Source organism: Streptomyces sp. NPDC023723 (genome assembly GCF_040639815.1).
In the GTDB taxonomy this organism is placed as follows: domain Bacteria; phylum Actinomycetota; class Actinomycetes; order Streptomycetales; family Streptomycetaceae; genus Streptomyces.
The window spans coordinates 98,940-114,610 of sequence record NZ_JBFAAP010000024.1; the positions used below are offsets into that span (position 1 = coordinate 98,940).

10 protein-coding genes and 1 pseudogene are annotated in these 15,671 nt (G+C 72.4%); 3 read left to right on the forward strand and 8 right to left on the reverse strand.

Translation table 11 applies throughout. The features are described 5' to 3' along the window. Window positions 1–113: 113 nt before the first annotated feature. The gene (locus AB0G32_RS23975) at window positions 114–4,115 is read right to left on the reverse strand and encodes a HAMP domain-containing protein (RefSeq protein ID WP_361166730.1); all 4,002 of its coding nucleotides are present in this window, start codon (window positions 4,113–4,115) and stop codon (window positions 114–116) included. A 435-nt stretch (window positions 4,116–4,550) separates the two neighbouring features. Between AB0G32_RS23975 and AB0G32_RS23980 the strand changes: the two genes are divergently transcribed. Continuing rightward, a complete protein-coding gene (locus tag AB0G32_RS23980; protein ID WP_361166733.1) occupies window positions 4,551–4,922 on the forward strand; it encodes a PRC-barrel domain-containing protein in 372 nt (123 codons plus the stop codon). A 28-nt stretch (window positions 4,923–4,950) separates the two neighbouring features. On the opposite strand, the gene AB0G32_RS23985 is transcribed toward AB0G32_RS23980, so the two are convergent. Next, window positions 4,951–5,385: an ATP-binding protein gene (locus AB0G32_RS23985; RefSeq protein ID WP_361166736.1), complete on the reverse strand. Its 435-nt coding sequence runs from the start codon at window positions 5,383–5,385 to the stop codon at window positions 4,951–4,953. Between the two features lie 370 nt (window positions 5,386–5,755). Between AB0G32_RS23985 and AB0G32_RS23990 the strand changes: the two genes are divergently transcribed. Further along, window positions 5,756–6,043, forward strand: a complete 288-nt coding sequence (locus AB0G32_RS23990) for a DUF4190 domain-containing protein (RefSeq protein ID WP_361166739.1) — start codon at window positions 5,756–5,758, stop codon at window positions 6,041–6,043. On the opposite strand, the gene AB0G32_RS23995 is transcribed toward AB0G32_RS23990, so the two are convergent. After that, a complete protein-coding gene (locus AB0G32_RS23995; RefSeq protein ID WP_361166742.1) occupies window positions 6,021–7,964 on the reverse strand; it encodes an AMP-dependent synthetase/ligase in 1,944 nt (647 codons plus the stop codon). The genes AB0G32_RS23990 and AB0G32_RS23995 overlap by 23 nt on opposite strands. Before the next feature lie 155 nt (window positions 7,965–8,119). Here AB0G32_RS23995 and AB0G32_RS24000 point away from each other — a divergent pair, with 155 nt between their 5' ends. Further along, a complete protein-coding gene (locus tag AB0G32_RS24000; protein ID WP_361166745.1) occupies window positions 8,120–8,353 on the forward strand; it encodes a DUF6480 family protein in 234 nt (77 codons plus the stop codon). Window positions 8,354–8,368: 15 nt separating this feature from the next. Here AB0G32_RS24000 and AB0G32_RS24005 read toward each other — a convergent pair whose 3' ends face one another. The 5 genes and pseudogenes from AB0G32_RS24005 to AB0G32_RS24025 form a co-directional block, all read right to left on the reverse strand. Further along, a complete protein-coding gene (locus tag AB0G32_RS24005; protein ID WP_361166748.1) occupies window positions 8,369–9,457 on the reverse strand; it encodes a glutamate--cysteine ligase in 1,089 nt (362 codons plus the stop codon). Window positions 9,458–9,568: 111 nt separating this feature from the next. Next, entirely contained in the window at window positions 9,569–11,788 is a 2,220-nt protein-coding gene (gene glgB / locus AB0G32_RS24010) for a 1,4-alpha-glucan branching protein GlgB (protein ID WP_361166751.1), read from the reverse strand. 1 nt (window position 11,789) lies between these two features. Continuing rightward, the gene (locus AB0G32_RS24015; protein WP_361166754.1) at window positions 11,790–13,157 is read right to left on the reverse strand and encodes a maltokinase; all 1,368 of its coding nucleotides are present in this window, start codon (window positions 13,155–13,157) and stop codon (window positions 11,790–11,792) included. A gap of 28 nt (window positions 13,158–13,185) precedes the next feature. After that, window positions 13,186–14,904 (reverse strand): maltose alpha-D-glucosyltransferase, encoded by a 1,719-nt coding sequence (treS, locus tag AB0G32_RS24020; RefSeq protein ID WP_361166757.1) that lies wholly within the window; start codon window positions 14,902–14,904, stop codon window positions 13,186–13,188. Further along, window positions 14,901–15,671 (reverse strand): annotated as a pseudogene (locus AB0G32_RS24025) (alpha-1,4-glucan--maltose-1-phosphate maltosyltransferase); the annotation flags it as partial. The pseudogene AB0G32_RS24025 and the gene treS, both read right to left, overlap by 4 nt.

Genomic DNA, 15,671 nt, shown 5'->3' on the forward strand with positions numbered 1-15,671 from the left:
ACCCGTCGTCCTGCGTACGTTCTGGGATGCTCACGTTGTCACTGCTCCTCGGGCGGGGGGCACGCGGCGCGCGCCCCCCGGCCCACCGGTGTACGGGACGGGGGCCGGTCCGCTCATGCGGGCAGCCACCGTCGTACGCGGGCCATCAGGTCGTCGGTGTCCACGGGCTTGGTGACGTAGTCGCTGGCGCCGGAGGCGAGGGACTTCTCCCGGTCGCCGGGCATCGCCTTGGCGGTGACGGCGATGATGGGCAGCTCCGCGTACCGGGGCATGGCGCGGATCTCGGCGGTCGCCGCGTAGCCGTCCATCTCCGGCATCATCACGTCCATCAGGACCAGGGCGATGTCCGTGTTGTTCAGCAGGGTGTCGATGCCCTTGCGGCCGTTGTCGGCGTGCAGCACCCGGAAGCCGTGCAGCTCCAGGATGCCGCTGAGCGCGAACAGGTTGCGGGCGTCGTCGTCGACGACGAGGACCGTACGGCCGTCCGCCGCGGCGGAGGTGTCCGGCGGGGCCGGCCGGACCGGCTCCTCGGTGCGGACCAGGGACAGCACGTCGCCGGGCTCCTCGGCGGACAGGTGCAGGGCGATCCGCTCGCGCAGTTCGTCCAGGCTGGAGAGGAACTCCAGCGCCCCGCCCGGCGCCCCGGACCGCAGCGACTCCTCCAGCGCGGCGTCCGCGCGGTGCCCGCTGTGCACCAGCACCGGCACGCTGGCCAGCGCCGAGTCGCCGCGCAGCGCGGTCAGGAAGCGGGACGCCTCGCCGTCCGGCATGCCCAGCTCCAGCACCACGCAGTGGCAGGGGTCGGCGGCCAGCGCGCCCGCCGCCTCCTGCGCTCCGACGGCGGTGATCACGTCCAGCGGCGGCCGGTCGCCGGTCTCGTCCCGGCCGTGCGCGAGGTCGGCGACCACGCTCTCGGCGACCAGGGTGAGCAGTCCGCGCGGCCGCTCCTCCACCACCAGCAGCCGCCGGGGCCGCTGCCGGGGCGCGGCGGTCAGCTCGGGCACCGCCGCCGGACGGTCGAGGGCGTCGGCGGGCATCCCGGCCCGCTCGGGGTCCGCCGCCCGGCCGGCCCCGAGCAGTTCCTCGAAGTCGGGCCGGGCCACCGGCAGGAACAGCGTGAACGTACTGCCCTGGCCGGGGACGCTGTCCACGGTGACCGCGCCGCCCAGCAGCTGGGCGATCTCCCGGGTGATGGACAGGCCCAGGCCGGTGCCGCCGTACTTGCGGCTGGTGGTGCCGTCCGCCTGCTGGAACGCGCCGAAGATCGTCTCCAGGTGCTGTTCCGGGATGCCGATGCCGGTGTCCCGCACCCGGAAGGCCACCACCGCGCCGCCGCGCAGCACGCCCTGCGGCACCTCGCCGTCGGCGGCGGGCTCGATCCGCAGCTCCACACTGCCCCGCTCGGTGAACTTCACCGCGTTGGACAGCAGGTTGCGCAGCACCTGGCGCAGCCGGGAGTCGTCGGTCAGCAGGTCGGCCGGCGCCCCGGCCGAGGTGGTGATGGTGAAGTCCAGGCTCTTCTGCGTGGTCATCGGCCGGAAGGTGGCCTCGACGTACTCGATGAGCTGGCGCAGCGTGACCCGCTCCGGGGCCACGTCCATCTTGCCGGCCTCGACCTTGGACAGGTCCAGGATGTCGTTGATCAGCTGGAGCAGGTCGGAGCCGGCCGAGTGGATGATGCCCGCGTACTCGACCTGCTTGGGGCTGAGGTTGCGGGACGGGTTCTGGGCCAGCAGCTGGGCCAGGATCAGCAGGCTGTTCAGCGGGGTGCGCAGCTCGTGGCTCATGTTGGCCAGGAACTCCGACTTGTACTTCGAGGCCAGCGAGAGCTGCTGGGCGCGGGCCTCCAGCTCCTGGCGGGCCTGCTCGATCTGGAGGTTCTTCGCCTCGATGTCCCGGTTCTGCGTGACGAGCAGCGACGCCTTGTCCTCCAGTTCGGCGTTCGAGCGCTGGAGCTCGTCCTGCTGCACCTGCAACTCGGTGGAGCGGACCTGGAGTTCGGCGGTCAGCCGCTGCGACTCGGCCAGCAGTTCGTCGGTGCGGGCGTTGGCCACGATGGTGTTGACGTTGACGCCGATGGTCTCCATCAGCTGGGACAGGAAGTCGTGGTGGATCTGGGTGAAGGCGGACACCGAGGCCAGCTCGATGACGCCGAGCACCTGGCCCTCGACCACGATCGGCAGCAGCACCAGCGCGGTGGGCACCACCTGGCCGAGCCCGGAGGAGATCGTCACGTAGTCCGGCGGCAGCTCCGTCACGTTGATGGCGCGGCGGCTGCGGGCGGCCTGGCCGACCAGGGTCCGGCCGAACGGGATCCGGGTGGGCCGGTCGTCGTCGTCCGGGTAGCCGTAGGAGCCGACGAGCCGCAGCTCGGGCCCGCTCGCGCCGTCCTCGGCCAGGTAGAAGGCGCCGTACTGGGCGGAGACCAGCGGCACCAGCTCGTCCATGATCAGTTCGGCGACGACCGCGAGGTCGCGGTGGCCCTGCATCAGGGAGGAGATCCGGGCCAGGTTGGTCTTGAGCCAGTCCTGCTCCTGGTTGGCCCGGGTGGTCTCGCGCAGCGACTCCACCATCGCGTTGATGTTGTCCTTCAGCTCGGCGACCTCGCCGGACGCCTCCACGTTGATGGAGCGGGTCAGGTCGCCCTCGGCGACCGCGCTGGTCACCTCGGCGATGGCCCGGACCTGCCGGGTCAGGTTCCCGGCCAGCTCGTTCACGTTCTCGGTGAGCCGCTTCCAGGTGCCGGAGACGCCCTCCACCTCGGCCTGGCCGCCGAGCCGGCCCTCGGTGCCGACCTCGCGGGCCACCCGGGTGACCTCGTCGGCGAACGCGGAGAGCTGGTCGACCATCGTGTTGATGGTCGTCTTCAGCTCCAGGATCTCGCCACGGGCGTCGACGTCGATCTTCTTCGACAGGTCGCCGCGGGCCACGGCGGTGGTCACCAGCGCGATGTTGCGCACCTGGCCGGTGAGGTTGTTGGCCATCGAGTTGACGTTGTCGGTGAGGTCCTTCCAGGTGCCGGCCACGTTCGGCACGTGCGCCTGGCCGCCGAGCCGGCCCTCGGTGCCGACCTCGCGGGCCACCCGGGTCACCTCGTCGGCGAACGCGGACAGCGTGTCCACCATGGTGTTGATGCCCTGGGCCAGCGCCGCGACCTCGCCCTTGGCCTCCACCGTGATCCGCTGCGACAGGTCGCCCTTGGCGACGGCGGTGGCGACCTGGGCGATGGAGCGGACCTGGTGGGTCAGATTGGACGCCATCACGTTGACGTTGTCGGTGAGGTCCTTCCAGGTGCCGGAGACCCCGCGCACCTGCGCCTGCCCGCCCAGGTTCCCGGCCGTGCCGACCTCGCGGGCCACCCGGGTGACCTCGTCGGCGAACGCGGAGAGCTGGTCGACCATCGTGTTGATGGTGTTCTTCAGCTCCAGGATCTCGCCGCGCGCGTCCACGGTGATCTTCTGCGAGAGGTCGCCCTTGGCCACCGCGGTCGCGACCTGCGCCACGTTGCGCACCTGGTTGGTCAGGTTCCCGGCCATGAAGTTCACCGAGTCGGTGAGGTCCCGCCAGGTGCCGCGCACCCCCTGCACGTCCGCCTGGCCGCCGAGCCGGCCCTCGGTGCCGACCTCGCGGGCGACCCGGGTGACCTCGTCGGCGAAGGCGGAGAGCTGGTCGACCATCGTGTTGATGGTGTTCTTCAGCTCCAGGATCTCGCCGCGGGCGTCGACGTCGATCTTCTGCGAGAGGTCGCCCTTGGCCACCGCGGTGGCCACCTGGGCGATGTCCCGCACCTGGGTGGTCAGGTTCCCGGCCATCGCGTTGACCGAGTCCGTCAGATCGGCCCAGGTGCCCGAGACGCCCGGCACCTTCGCCTGGCCGCCCAGCCGCCCGTCGGTGCCGACCTCCCGGGCCACCCGGGTGACCTCGGAGGTGAACACGGACAACTGGTCCACCATGCCGTTGAAAACCTTGGCGATGTCGCCCATCAAACCGTCGGCGTCGTCCGGCAGACGCGTGCCGAAATCGCCGTCCCGCACGGCCGTCAGGCCGGCCAGGAGCCGTCGCAGCTCCTGATCGCCCCAGGCGGCGTCGACGACCCCGGCGCTGTCGCTGGTCATGCGCACCCTCGTTCCGCTCCCCAGGAGTCCTCGCGGCGAAGGACTCGGAACCCCCTGCCCGGGCCGATCCGCGGCCCGGACTTTCGTGTATGCGTTTGCGCAGTTCAGCGGAACTGCCCAGGGAGAAAAATACGCCAGCGGAGCAGGTGCGCGCCGGGCGGGGAAGGAAAAGGCCGCCCGGACCGTGACCGTCGCTCACGCCTTCGGGTCGAGCCGGGCATGCTTTCGGCACCGAGGGGTACTCGGCGCGGTTTCGGTGCGGCGGCGCGGGCCGCCGCGCCCGGCCCCGGTCCCCGCCGGACCGGGCGGCGCGGAGTGCCGCGGCGCGCGCCGAATGCCGGTGGCCGGGGAGGGTAGTTGGCTGCTGTGGAGCCGGGCGGACCGGCCGCCCGGACCGGGCCAGCACCGGTCACGACACCGGAGGGAAGGAGCAGCGTGCCGATGGAGAGAATCTGGTCGTACGCGCCGGGGAGCGGTCATGTCGAGGGGGAGGACCTGTCGGGCTGCACCGTCGTCGCGAGCGACGGCACCATCGGCCACGTGGACCGTCAGGCGGACCACTTCGGGATGCGGCACCTGGTGGTCGACACCGGCGTCTGGGTCTTCGGCCGCAGCGTGCTGGTACCGGTCGGCGTCGTCACCGGCGTGGACGTCGGGGCCGGCAAGGTCACGGTGTCCTGCACCAGGGCCGAGGTGAAGGCCGCGCCCCGCTTCCACACCGACAGCGAGACGATGGACCGGGAGTACCTGGCGGCGGTCGGCGACTACTACGACCGGCTGCCGCCGGGGGAGACGCCCGGCACCTGAGGCCGGCGCGGGTCCGGCGGGCGCCGGGTCACCAGGGCAGGAAGACGTGGATGTCCTTGCCGCGCTCGTCGGGCACGACGCTGACCTGGTCGCACAGCGTGTGGATCAGATGCCAGCCGATGCCGCCGCCGCCGTTGCTCGGATGGAAGGGCCGGGGCGCGGGCGGCGTCGGGTTGGTGTCGTGCATCACCACGTGCACCCCGTCGAAGGTGCGCCGCAGGCGCAGCTGGAAGGGCCCCGGGGCATATTGCACCGCGTTCGCGGCCAGCTCCGTGACGACCAGGAGAATGTCGTCCCAGTGCTCGGCGGCCGCCGGCCGGGCCACGCGTGCGAGGTCGTAGAGGAATTCCTCCGCGACCAGGCGCGCACCGGTGACATTGTGCAGCTCCCCGGTGAAGCTGGCGGTGCGGTCCGTGATCTCCTCGGAAGCCAGTGTCCTGTCCCAACGCGACTCGGCTGCCATTTCGCCTTCCCGGCCCGGCCTCAGCCCGGCTGTCTCGTCCTTTCCCGTGCGCCCCCTTCGTCTGCTAGTTCCCGTGCCGGCAGAGCCTACGCGCCCGTTCGCACGGACACCGGAAGATGACCCGGGGTGACGGGGCGGTGGCCTGCCGTGCCCGCCGTCCCGGGCCGGGCGGAATTCCGCCGCCGGACGCCGGCGGAAAGGACCCCGAAGGAGAGGAATGCCGAATTCCTCTTACCGGCCGAACCGAGACATGTCAATTCCCGGGAATGCGGGGCGGATTGGGCGGGCACCCGGTGGAGCGGAACACACCGGAGCATGTCGCGACAGGAAGTGCTCCGCCGTTCGAATCCGCCTACTCCAGGAGATTCTGATGACCAGTTACGGCAGTTCCTCGCCCGCTTCCTCCCGGTCCGGTACCAACGGCCTGGCCGTCGCGAGCCTCGTCTGCGGAATCGTCGGACTGCTCGTCTTCAGCGTGGTCCTCGGACCGGTCGCCATCGTGCTGGGCGCCGTCGGCATCCGGCAGGCGGCGGCCAAGGGCGGTGCGGGAATGGCCAAGGCCGGCATCGTGCTCGGCATCGTCGACCTCGTCCTGTTCGGTGTGCTGCTCGCGGTGAGCGCGTCCAACGGCGGATTCAGCTGGTACGTCGGCGGCTGACGAAGACGTTGTCGCTCTCCTCCCAGTCCGCCGGGCCGTCGGCCCGGCCCGCCGACCGGTCCGGCAGGGCCCGCGCGGGCCGGGCGGAGCGCGTCTCGTACATGGCGTCGATCTCCAGGGCGCAGGCCCGCGCGATCTCGGCGCGGCGCAGCTTCAGCGACGGCGTCAGCAGCCCCCGGGCCACGTCGAACGGCTCCGGCAGGACCCGGAAGACCCGGATCGACTCCGCCCGCGACACGGCGCTGTTGGCGGCGGCCACGGCCCGCGCGATCTCCTCGCGCAGCGCGTTCTCCTCCCGGGCCTCCCGCGCCGGGGCGTCCCCCGGCAGCGCCAGCCCCGCCCGCCAGTGCGTCAGGAACTCCGGATCGAGGGTGATCAGCGCGCCCACACAGGGCCGGCCGTCGCCCACCACGACCGCCTGGTGGACCAGCGGGTGCAGCCGCAGCCGCTGCTCCAGGACGGCCGGGGCCACCCGGGTGCCGCCGCTGGTGACCACGAGGTCCTTGGTGCGGCCGGTGATCGTCAGATACCCCTCGTCGTCCAGCCGCCCCAGGTCACCGGTGGCCAGCCACCCCTCGCGCAGCGCCGCTGCGGTGGCGGCCGGGTCGCCCACGTACCCCTGGAACACCGACGGGCCGCGGACCAGGATCTCCCCGTCGCCCGCCACCCGGATCTCGGTGCCGGGCAGCGCCGTGCCCACGGTGCCGGACTTCTCCCGGCCCAGCGGCTGCATGGTGACCGCGCCGGCCGTCTCGGTCAGCCCGTAGCCGTCGTGCACCTCGATGCCGATGCCCGCGAAGAACAGCGACAGCTCGCGGCCGAGCGGTGAGCCGCCGCACGCCGCGCGGCGCACCCGGCCGCCCAGCGCCCCGCGCAGCCGGCGGTACACCGTCCGCTCGAACCGCGCGTGCTGGAGCCGCAGGTCGAGGCCGGGCCCCGGCCCGGTGCCCAGTCTTCGGCGCTCCAGGGCCTCGGCGTAGTCGCGGGCCGTGCCGGCGGCCCGCTCGAACAGGGTGCCCCGGCCCGCCCGCTGGGCGTCGCGCAGGAAACTCTTGTAGATCTTCTCCAGCACCGACGGGACGGCGTAGAGGTACGTGGGCCGGAACGAGCGCAGCGCGGCGGTCAGCGCCGCCTCCGTGGTCTCGGGCTCGTGCGCCATCAGCAGACCGCCGCGTACGCACAGCCCCTGCACCATCAGGCCGTACACGTGCGAGAAGGGCAGGAACGCCAGGACCGAGCCCTGCTCCCCGGCCGGCGCCGCCGTCGAGCCCCACCCCGCCAGGAGGACGTCGCAGGGGGCGGCCAGCGCGCGGTGGCTCAGCGCGCAGCCCAGCGCCCTCCTCGAGGTGCCGGAGGTGTAGGCGACCACCGCGGTGGCCTCCGGCAGCACGATGCGGCGCAGCGAGTCCACCGTGGCCGCCGCCACGTCCGCGCCGCGGGCCGTCAGCTCGGCCAGGGCCCCCGCGTCCAGCTGCCAGACGTGGCGCAGCGCCGGCAGCGACGCGCACACCGAGCCGACGGTCATCACGCACCGCTCGTCCTCCACCACCACGGCCACGCAGCCGGCGTCCCGCAGCATCCACCCGACCTGGTCCCGGGCGGCGGCCGGGTGGACGGGGACCACCTCGGCGCCCACCGTCCACAGCGCGTACGCCAGGACCGTCCACTCGTACCGGGTGCGGGCCATCACCGCCACCCGCTCGCCCGGCGCGATCCCCGCGGCGATCAGCCCCTTGGCCAGGTCCACCACCTCGTCGCGGACCTCCACCGCCGTCACTTCCCGCCAGCCGTCCGCGGCTCCCTGCGCACGGCGGGCGAGCAGCGGCAGCGCCGGGTTCCCCTCCGCGGTCTCGAAGAGCCGGTCGGCCAGCCCACCGGTCGGCGGCGGGACGGCCCAGGGAGCGAGAGCGGAGTCGCGCATGCACTGCTCCTGATGGGTACGGGCTGTGACGGAAACCGTCGGACAGCGTTGTCGGCGGGCCCGAATCTAGCCGAGGCGAGGGCGGCGGGGGACCGGGACGGCCGAACTGGGGCCACGCCTTGATGATCCCGGCGAGAAGGGGGGACCCGGACCCCATGAGCTATACGAATCCCGACCCCGAACCCGAGCGCAGCACCGGCCTCGAGCCGGGCGGCGGCGTACCGCCGGGCGAGACCCCGCCCGCGGAGAGCAGCCTGCCCGAGGCCGGCCCGCGCGAGACGCACAACCCGGCCAAGGGCTGGGGCAAGGGCCCGCTGACCCTGATCATCGTCCTGGTCGTGCTGGTCGCGGCGTTCTTCCTCGCCTACGCGATCACCCTGATGGTGTGAGCGACGGGACGCCGGCTAACCCTGGGTGCGGCGCACGCAGCCGGTGACGACGTCCCGCAGACTGCCGGTGCGCTCCAGCAGCTCCCGCTGCACCCGGGCCCCGTTGCCGCGCCGCAGCAGCTCACCGCACGCCTCCCGGACCCGCTCCAGGTCGCCGTCGGCCGCCAGCGCCTCCCCGACATGGTCGAGCAGCGCCCGTACCACCGTCTCGGCGGGCATCGGGCGCATGGTCAGGGGGTGCAGCAGCTCGCCGGTCAGCCCGGACCGGGCGGCCCGCCACGCGGCCAGCCGCAGCAGGCTCACGCTGTGCCCGGCCGGCTCCCGGCCCGCCCGCCACTCCTCGGCGGCGGTCTCCACCAGGGCCCGGGCCAGCGCGGCGAGGAGTACGGCCGTGTCGGAGTGCAGACAGACGTCCGCGACCCGGAACTCGACCGTCGGGTACCGCTCCGACAGCCGGATGTCGAAGTAGATCATCTTCTCGTCGAGGATGGTGCCGGTGGCCACCATGTCGGCGACCCGCCGGTGGTAGCGCTCCGCCGACCCGAACAGCTCGGTGGGACCGGCCGACGGCCAGCGCTGCCAGACCCGGCTGCGGTAACTGCTGTACCCGGAGTCCTTGCCCTGCCAGAACGGCGAGTTCGCGCTCAGCGCGGCGAGCACCGACAGCCAGGGCCGCACCCGGTCGGCGACCGCGACGCCCTCCTCGTCGGAGTCCACCGAGACATGTACATGGCAGCCCAGGACGAGCTGCTCCTGCACCACGACGCCGTACTGGCCGGCCATCCACTGGTAGCGGCGGTTGACGCCGACGGCGGGGCTGACCGGCAGCGGGGAGGTGGCCAGCGCGGCCACCGTGCAGCCCAGCTCGCCCGCGTGCCGCGCGGCCTCCTTGCGGCAGCGGACGATCTCCGCGTGCAGCGGTTCCATCTCGCTCTGCGGATGGGTGGCGAACTCCAGCATCTGGTCGTGCAGTTCCTTCTCGAACACGTCCTGCTCGCCCGGGTCCTGCGCGGCCCGGGCGAGCACCGCCGCGGACATCGCCCGCGGCTCACCGCTCTCGGGGTCGACCAGGAGGAGTTCCTCCTCCACTCCGACGGTACGCACCTGATGCCGCCTCTCTGGGGCCCTGGAACGGCGACGACGAGGGTTCTCGAGTCGTAGGAACCTGACTGCCCCCTCAGTCGCCGTCGAACACCTGGCCGCAGAGCCGGGACCTCACCCGGCGGCGGGCATCAGCCACACCGTGGCCAGCGGCGGCAGCGTCAGCGTGACCTGGCCGTCCTCGGTCCGGACGGGGCCGGGGCCGGTCACGTCCGAGCCGCCGTAGCGGGCCGCGTCCGTGTTCAGGACCTCCTGCCAGCCGGGCACGTCGTCGCCGGTGGCGAGCCGGTAGTCGTGCCGGACCACCGGGGAGAAGTTCGACACCGCCAGCAGCGGGCGCCCCTCGGCGTCGTAGCGCAGGAAGGCGAAGACGTTGTCCTCGGCGGCGTCCACCGCCACCCACCGGAAACCGGCCGGGTCGGTGTCCCGCTGCCACAGCGCCGGCGCGGCCAGGTAGCGGGCGTTGAGATCCCGCACCAGGTCCCGCATGCCGCGGTGGTCACCGGCCGAGTGGTACCCCTCGTCCAGCAGCCACCACTCCGGGCCCGCCTGCTCCGACCACTCCGCGCCCTGCCCGAACTCCTGCCCCATGAACAGCAGCTGCTTGCCCGGGTGGGCCCACATGAAGCCCAGGTAGGCGCGGACGTTCGCGCGCCGCTGCCACCAGTCGCCGGGCATCTTCGACACCAGCGCCTGCTTGCCGTGCACCACCTCGTCGTGCGAGATGGGCAGCACGTAGTTCTCGCTGTAGGCGTACACCATCGAGAAGGTCATCTCGTGGTGGTGGTACTTGCGGTGCACCGGCTCCTTGGCGACGTACTCCAGCGAGTCGTGCATCCACCCCATGTTCCACTTGAACCCGAAGCCGAGCCCGCCCGCGTCGGTGGGCCGGGTCACCCCGCCCCACGCGGTGGACTCCTCCGCGATGGTCACCACGCCGGGGCAGCGCCGGTACACGGTGGCGTTCATCTCCTGGAGGAACGCCATCGCCGCCAGGTCCTCCCGGCCGCCGTAGACGTTCGGCTCCCACTGTCCGGAGTCGCGCGAGTAGTCCAGGTACAGCATCGAGGCGACGGCGTCGACCCGCAGCCCGTCGATGTGGAACTCCTCGCACCAGTACACCGCGTTGGCGACCAGGAAGTTGCGCACCTCGGTGCGGGCGAAGTCGAAGGTGTACGTCCCCCAGTCCGGGTGGGTGGCCCGCCGCTCGTCCCCGGGCTCGTACAGCGGGTCGCCGTCGAACCGGGCCAGCGCCCAGTCGTCCTTCGGGAAGTGGGCCGGCACCCAGTCCATGATCACGCCGATCCCGGCCCGGTGCAGCGCGTCGACCAGGTACTTGAAGTCGTCCGGCGCACCCAGCCGCGCGGTCGGCGCGTAGAACCCGGTGACCTGGTAGCCCCAGGACGGCCCGTAGGGGTGCTCGGCGACCGGCATCAGCTCCACGTGGGTGAAGCCCAGGTCCTTGACGTACGCGGGCAGCACGTCGGCCAGTTCCCGGTAGCCGAGCCCCGGCCGCCAGGACGGCAGGTGCACCTCGTACACGGAGAACGGCGCCTGGTGCACGGGCGTCGCCGCCCGCTCCCGCAGCCAGTCGGCGTCACTCCACTCGTAGTGCGACGCGGTGACCACGGACGCGGTGTTCGGCGGCTCCTCGGCGGCCCGGGCCATCGGGTCGGCCTTCAGGAACCGGTGCCCGTACCGCGAGTGGATCTCGAACTTGTACTTCACCCCCTCGCCGACGCCGGGCAGGAACAGCTCCCACACGCCGGACGAGCCCAGCGAGCGCATCGGGAAGGCGGTGCCGTCCCAGTGGGTGAAGTCGGTGGCCACCCGCACACCCTGCGCGTTCGGCGCCCAGACCGTGAAGCGGGTACCGGTGACGCCCTCGTGCACCATCGGCTCGGCGCCCAGCGCCCGCCACAACTGCTCGTGCCGGCCCTCGGAGATCAGATGCAGGTCCAGCTCACCGAGCGCGGGCAGGAAACGGTACGGGTCGGCCGTCTCCCGCGTCCCGTTCTCGTACTCCACCAGCAGCGTGTAGGCGGGAATCCGGTCCAGCGGGAGCACGGCGGAGAACAGGCCGTCCCCCTCGGAGGCGAGGGGGTGCGGCTCGCCGTCCACGACCACGCGCACCGCCCGCGCGAACGGGCGCAGCGCCCGGAAGGCGACCCCGCCGGGCACCGGGTGGGCGCCGAGCAGCGCGTGCGGGTCGTGGTGGGCGCCCGCCAGCAGCCGCCCCCGGTCGGTCGCGTCCAGCGGCGGCGCGGTGCCGGCCGCCCCGGTGGGCGCGGCGGGACCGGACGGCTCGGGGAGCGAGGTGTCGCGGAGGGCCATGTCAGTCTCCTCTCACGGCGAGTCGTTCGATCGCCGCCATGGGTACGGGAAGCCAGTCGGGACGGTGCCGGGCCTCGTACAGCACCTCGTACACGGCGCGGTCCGTCTCGTAGGCGCGCAGCAGGCCGTGCTTCTTGCGCGGGTCCCAGCCGGCCCGGACGGCATACCCCGCGCAGTACGCCTCGCGGCAGCGGCGCGCCCACTGAGGGCGCCACGGGCGGCGCTGGCGGGCGGCGTAGTCGAAGGAGCGCAGCATGCCCGCGATGTCCCGCACCGGGGAGTGGGCGCTGCGCCGCTCGGTCAGCGGCCGGGACGGCTCGCCCTCGAAGTCGATGACGAACCAGTCCCGCCCGGCCCGCAGCACCTGCCCGAGGTGCAGGTCGCCGTGGATGCGCTGGGCGGCCGGGCCGACGTCGCAGGTGGCCAGCGCGGCGAACGCGGCCCCCAGCCGGGGCACGAAGGGCCGCAGGGCCGGCACGGCGTGCGCGGCGGCGGTCAGCCGCTCGGTCATCGCCGCCGCGGTGCGGCCGTTCTCCCCGGGCGTCCCGGCCGGGAACGCCGAGGCCAGCGCCACGTGGACATCGGCGGTGGCCCGGCCCAGCGCGTGTGCCTCGGCGGTGAAGTCGTCCCCGGCGGCCAGCGCGTCCAGCGCCAGCGTCCAGCCGTCGGTGGCGCCCGGCAGGAACGGCTGGAGCACGCCGAGGGTCGCCTCGAACGGGTGCGTGGTGCGCAGCCAGGCCACCGGCGCCGGCACCCGGCCGCAGCCCTGCCGGGCCAGCGCCCCCGGCACCTCCAGGTCCGGGTTGATGCCGGGCTGGATGCGCCGGAACACCTTGAGGATCAGCTCGTCGCCGTAGACCAGCGAGGAATTGGACTGCTCGGCGTCCAGCAGCCGGGGGGCGAGCGCGGTGGCGGGCACCGGCCGGGCCGGGTCCGCCTCGAAGCGGAGCGGGCCCGCCGTGCCGGGCTGCCGCAGCCGCTCCAGGAGCAACTGGGCCATCCGCGGGTCCCGCAACGCGTCGTACACCGTCAGACCGGCCAGCGGGCCGTCCTGGACCCGGCCGATGACCGCCCGGCCCAGGCGTGGCGCGGGCTGCTCGCGCACGCCCAGCAGCAACTGGTAGCAGTCGCCGGCCGGCTGCGCGCCGCCGGGCGCGGGCACCGTGCCGTGCCCGGCGTGGATCAGCAGATGCAGACAGCCGGGGAACAGCTCCGTCATCGACAGCAGGCCGAGGTCGGCCACGGGCCGGTCCTTGCCCGCGAACCAGCGCTGCCGGGGCAGCCACTGGCGCAGCAGACCGCCGAGCGACTCCATCGGGTCGGCGGGATGGTGCGGGTGTCTCGGGCGCAGGGGTGCGGTCTTCGGCATGGTGACGCGTCCTTTCCTCGGCCCGAGCTCACGCCCGGCGGCCGATGCGGGATGCGACTCGGGTGAGCCGGAACCAGTAGAAGCCGTGGCCCCCGAGGGTCAGCAGGTAGGGCAGTTCGCCGATGGCCGGGAAGCGGACGCCGCCGAACAGTTCCACCGGATGACGCCCGGCGAACTCGCGCAGGTCCAGCTCGGTGGGCTGGGCGAACCGCGCGAAGTTGTTGACGCAGAGCACCAGGTCGTCCTCGAACTCCCTGAGGAAAGCCAGCACCGCCGGGTTGGAGGAAGGCAGTTCCCGGTACGAACCGAGGCCGAAGGCCGGATTCTGCTTGCGGATCTCGATCATCCGCCGGGTCCAGTGCAGCAGGGAGGACGGCGAGGCCATCGACGCCTCGACGTTGGTCACCTGGTAGCCGTAGACCGGGTCCATGATGGTGGGCAGCGAGAGCCGGCCCGGGTCACTGGTGGAGAAGCCCGCGTTGCGGTCCGGCGTCCACTGCATGGGGGTGCGCACCGCGTCGCGGTCGCCGAGCCAGATGTTGTCGCCCATGCCGATCTCGTCGCCGTAGTACAGGATCGGCGACCCCGGCAGCGCGAGCAGCAGGGCGGTGAACAGCTCGATCTGGTCCCGGTCGTTGTCGAGCAGGGGCGCGAGCCGCCGCCGGATGCCGATGTTGGCGCGCATCCGGGGGTCCTTCGCGTACTCCGCCCACATGTAGTCGCGTTCCTCGTCGGTGACCATCTCCAGGGTCAGCTCGTCGTGGTTGCGCAGGAAGATGCCCCACTGGCAGCCGGACGGGATGGCCGGGGTCTTGGCGAGGACTTCCGAGACGGGGTAGCGGGACTCGCGGCGCACCGCCATGAAGATGCGCGGCATCACCGGGAAGTGGAACGCCATGTGGCACTCGTCGCCGCCGGAGGCGTAGTCCCCGAAGTAGTCGACGACGTCTTCCGGCCACTGGTTGGCCTCGGCCAGCAGCACCGTGTCCGGGTACTGCGCGTCGATCTCGCGCCGCAGCCGCTTGAGGAAGGCGTGCGAGGCGGGCAGGTTCTCGCAGTTGGTGCCCTCTTCGGCGTACAGATACGGCACCGCGTCCAGCCGGAACCCGTCGATGCCCAGGTCCAGCCAGAACTTCAGCGCGCCCAGCATCTCCTCCTGGACGGCCGGGTTCTCGTAGTTCAGGTCCGGCTGGTGGGAGAAGAACCGGTGCCAGTAGTACTGGCCGCGCACCGGGTCGAAGGTCCAGTTGGACGCCTCGGTGTCCACGAAGATGATCCGGGCGTCGGCGTACCGGGTGTCGTCGTCCGCCCAGACGTAGTAGTCGCCGTACGGGCCGTCGGGGTTCTTCCGGGACTCCTGGAACCACGGGTGCTGGTCGCTGGTGTGGTTCATGACGAAGTCGATGATCACCCGCATGCCGCGCTGGTGGGCGGCGTCGACGAACTCCACGAAGTCCGCCAGGTTGCCGAACTCGGGCAGTACGGCGGTGTAGTCGGAGACGTCGTAACCGCCGTCCTTCAGCGGTGACTTGAAGAACGGCGGGAGCCAGAGGCAGTCCACGCCGAGCCACTGGAGGTAGTCCAGGCGGGAGGTGAGGCCCTTGAGGTCGCCGACGCCGTCGCCGTTGCTGTCCTGGAAGGAGCGGACCAGGACCTCGTAGAAGACGGCCCGCTTGAACCAGTCCGGGTCGCGGTCCTTGGCGGGCGTGTCCTCGAAGGTGTCCGGGACGGGCTCGTTGACGGTCATGAGGTTCCCGGCTCCCCGTTCTTCGGCGCGGCGGACGGCAGGTGGACGTGGAAGACGTGCGCGGGTGCCCGGCCGGGCGTCAGCCGCACGTAGTTGGCGCTGCCCCAGTGATAGGTCTCGCCCGTGAGTTCGTCGTGCACCGGCACGGTGTCGTGCCGGCCGAGGCCGAGGTGCGGCATGTCCAGCGAGATCGTGGCCTCCTGGGTCCGGTGCGGGTCGAGGTTGACGACCACCAGCACGACATCGGACCCCGCGCGCTTGCTGTACGCGATGATCCGGTCGTTGTCGGTGTGGTGGAAGCGGAGGTTCCTGAGCCGGTGCAGTGCGGGGTGGGTGCGCCGGATGTCGTTCAGGCGGGTGATGAGCGGGGCGAGGGTGCGGCCCTCGCGGGCGGCGGCGTCCCAGTCGCGTGGTTTGAGCTGGTACTTCTCGCTGTCGAGGTACTCCTCGCCGCCTTCGCGCAGGGGGGTGTTCTCGCACAGTTCGTAGCCGCTGTAGATGCCCCAGGTGGGGGAGAGGGTGGCGGCGAGGACGGCGCGGGCCTCGAAGGCGGGGCGGCCGCCGTGCTGGAGGTAGGCGTGCAGGATGTCCGGGGTGTTGGTGAAGAGGTTCGGCCGCATGTAGGCGGCGGCTTCGCCGGACAGTTCGGTGAGGTACTCGGTCAGTTCCTGTTTGCTGTTGCGCCAGGTGAAGTACGTGTACGACTGCTGGAAGCCGATCTGGGCGAGGGTGTGCATCATCGCCGGGCGGGTGAACGCCTCGGCCAG